We start from the raw sequence: 2,347 nt of genomic DNA, 5'->3' as shown, positions 1-2,347 counted from the left end.
GCATCCCCCTCCAGACACCGTGCCAGTGCCGGCGTCTTTAAATGATTCAAGCGTGAAGAACACTATTGACAGCATCATTAATACTATCCCTAGGAGCATTAATAAGTTCGCCATCCTCGCAAGCACTGACACTCTACATCACCCTTAATATATAGGGGATTAGAAATAGTAGGAACGCTATAAGCGATAGTATTATCGCTAAAATCATTAGCGTCTTACCTGCTTCCCTATCACTCCCTATCACTATGGGGATGGGGCCTATCACTATTACAGCACCGCCACTCATTCCACCCTCGTTTCCCCGGGCTCCCTGGAGTAAGGCTGCGATCACAGCGAGGACTATACCTACGATAAAGACCAGTAATCCAATGAAGAACACCAGTAACGCCATCATCATGTAGCACCGCTTAAATCCGGCACCTATTAATCCATAGGTTAATGTGGGTTAATAAAAAAACAAGTGGGCCTGCTTAAACTATTTTCTCGTATAGATACGTCTCCTTGGCCAGTATGGTTGATGCGAGTATACCGATGAATGCTATCAAGATATTAATTATTACTGATACAGTGGGGTCTATCATGCTTAGAACTGATTGAAGCACTGCAATACCGGTGAATAAAACTATGTTGAAGAATGCCACGCTCGTGCCCGATATCTTCGGGTCATAGTACTCCTTCGCCATGGTTGGTGCAACAATGTGAAGACCCTGGGATACCCCGAGAAAGATTAATGCAACTAGTAAAATATTTCTATCACGGCTTATACTGGATAGATACATGAGGATCCATGCAGCGGCCGATGTAATGGTCGCCGCTATTAGGAACGGCTTCCTCCTCTTGAATTTATCGCTTAAATAGCCGGTTGGTATGCATGATACCGCGAAAACCATTGCCAATACCATTAAGTAAATGCTGACATCCTCCTTGCCAAGTAGGAATACTTTACTGAGATGTATCTGGCCCCATGTAGATTGATACGCTAATCCAAGTCCATATGATGCTACAGAAGCTATTCCAACGCCCCAGCTATGTGGATTCCTAGCAATACTACCTATTAATGAGGCTTGCTTCAGGAAAGAGCTATCCTTTTTCTTCCCCCCTATATCGCTTGATGTAAGATATGTTAGGAGTGCTAGCGTGAATGCTAAAAGCGCTAGTATAATGTATGTTGATGAGAGGCCAATACTATTAAGCATTAGCCGGAGAGGGTATGTAGCGGCTATCGTACTTATACTGCCAGCGAATAACGCGTAAGAGGATAGCCTCCCTTGGTAGCTTATCTTAAAGCTAAGCGCGGCGGACCTCATGTATGATAGAAACACGACGCTCGCGGATATACCGATTAGAAGACGCCCGGCTACAAGCGTATTAGGGCTCGGCACACTCATTAATACTGTGCCAACCCCAAGCATTGTAAGCATTATTGATCCAATGCGTTTAACACCGTAATAATCGATCAAGGGTCCCGTGAAGAACTGGCTCGCAGCATACCCGTAGAAGTAAGCGGAGGACATTATAGCCAGCAATAGTTCAGCATTTACACCGTAGTACCCCGAGTAGTAATCTATCTCCGGCTTCATTACTCCCGTCATAGTTCTATGGAAGTAGACCAATACATATGCAGCCAGTAAAACAATGATAACCCTTATTCTCTTACTGAAAGCATCCATGGGTCACACCCTAATATAGGTAGGGGCGGTGGATTTAAATCTATACATTTTTTAAAAAACACTGTTAAACAGTGGACATGAATGGATCAATGCATCATATTATTCATGGATCTCGATGGCACTCTTTGGGATCACGACGACACATCCGTTCTCAACCCTCCGTTTAAAAGGGTCTCCGAGCTAGAGTTCACTGATTCACTTGGTGAAAAGGTTAGATTGAATACCGTGGCACTAGAGATACTTAGATATGCTTTAAGCCATGGCTTCATCACTTCAACCCTCAGCTGGAATATGCCTGAGAAAACTCTCGAAGCATTGAAGGTAATGGAGGTTGATAAGCTGTTTCACTATAATGCGATAGAGTACCACCCGGATAAAGCATCCATGGCTCTCAAAATACTTAGATCATTAAGGAGAAAAGCAGGTGCTTGGGTGGAGCATCCATTATATACATCGCAGGGAAATGCACCTTGACGACACGAGGAAAGCGCTGGGTAATCTACTGTACATTAAGGCCTGGTCCACCTGTAGAAGCATCCATGAGTGTGTAAACCTTATAGAGCAATGGCTTAAGCTGGAGAAAAGGTGATAAGAGATAAAAACAATGTTTTAGGGATTAGTGTAGAGCGTCTCCCCACCCGCGGTACTTTTAATTGGTTTCAATTACTTTTAACACC

4 protein-coding genes are annotated in these 2,347 nt (G+C 43.9%); 2 read left to right on the top strand and 2 right to left on the bottom strand.

What is annotated here, in order from left to right; all coding sequences use genetic code 11:
* Window positions 1–133: 133 nt before the first annotated feature.
* Both ACP5N5_RS06680 and ACP5N5_RS06675 read right to left on the bottom strand, forming a co-directional pair.
* Window positions 134–394, bottom strand: coding sequence for a TIGR00304 family membrane protein (locus ACP5N5_RS06680; RefSeq protein ID WP_232216732.1), 261 nt, complete (start codon window positions 392–394; stop codon window positions 134–136).
* Between the two features lie 76 nt (window positions 395–470).
* Entirely contained in the window at window positions 471–1,670 is a 1,200-nt protein-coding gene (locus tag ACP5N5_RS06675; RefSeq protein ID WP_428134335.1) for an MFS transporter, read from the bottom strand.
* An 81-nt stretch (window positions 1,671–1,751) separates the two neighbouring features.
* On the opposite strand from ACP5N5_RS06675, the gene ACP5N5_RS06670 reads away from it, so the two are divergent.
* On the top strand, window positions 1,752–2,144 hold the full coding sequence (locus ACP5N5_RS06670; protein ID WP_428134332.1) for a magnesium-dependent phosphatase-1: 393 nt from the start codon (window positions 1,752–1,754) through the stop codon (window positions 2,142–2,144).
* Window positions 2,134–2,259 carry a hypothetical protein gene (locus ACP5N5_RS06665; protein WP_428134327.1) on the top strand — a complete coding sequence of 42 codons (126 nt, stop codon included), beginning with the start codon at window positions 2,134–2,136 and terminating at the stop codon, window positions 2,257–2,259. Before ACP5N5_RS06670 ends, ACP5N5_RS06665 begins: the two co-directional genes overlap by 11 nt.
* The last annotated feature ends 88 nt before the right edge of the window (window positions 2,260–2,347 follow it).

The sequence above is a fragment of the Desulfurococcus sp. genome (genome assembly GCF_049970475.1).
GTDB lineage: Archaea > Thermoproteota > Thermoprotei_A > Sulfolobales > Desulfurococcaceae > Desulfurococcus > Desulfurococcus amylolyticus.
The sequence above is the reverse complement of the archived record's forward strand: the minus strand, read 5'-3'. Positions and strand labels throughout refer to the sequence as shown.